The sequence below is a fragment of the Cupriavidus sp. 05T313 genome (assembly GCF_056396665.1).
The window spans coordinates 1-365 of record NZ_JBFTLX010000713.1 but is presented as its reverse complement, the minus strand read 5'-3'; the positions used below and the strand labels follow the sequence as shown (position 1 = coordinate 365).

The following is a 365-nucleotide window of genomic DNA, read 5'->3' as shown; positions in this document are numbered from 1 at the left end:
GCCCCACAGCACGGGAAGCTCGATGCCGCGGGCAGCCAGCTCGGCTTCCAGCGCAGCCTTCAGCTCGCGGTTCTGCTGGTTGATGGGGCTGATGCCGCCGTTGGCGCGGTAGTGGTGCGAGACTTCCTCGAGCCGCTCGTCCGGGATCCCCCGGCCACGGGTGACGTTGCGGAGGAACGGGATGACGTCCTCCTGGCCTTCCGGGCCGCCGAAGGAGGCCAGCAGCACGGCGTCATAGCTCTTGGGGGCCATGCGTCCGGCCTCGGTCACGGGGTTGACTGCTGTGGCGGCCTGCTGCTCCGGGCTCATGCGAGGACCTCGGCAACCTCGTCCGCGGAGATGCGGCGTCCGGTGTAGAACGGCAC

General features: G+C 69.9%; 1 protein-coding gene. It reads right to left on the bottom strand.

The genetic code is table 11. The features are described from left to right. The coding region (locus tag AC1DKD_RS42510; protein WP_477144903.1) for a ferrochelatase at nt 1–309 on the bottom strand (309 nt) is incomplete at its 3' end. Nucleotides 310–365 lie beyond the last annotated feature (56 nt).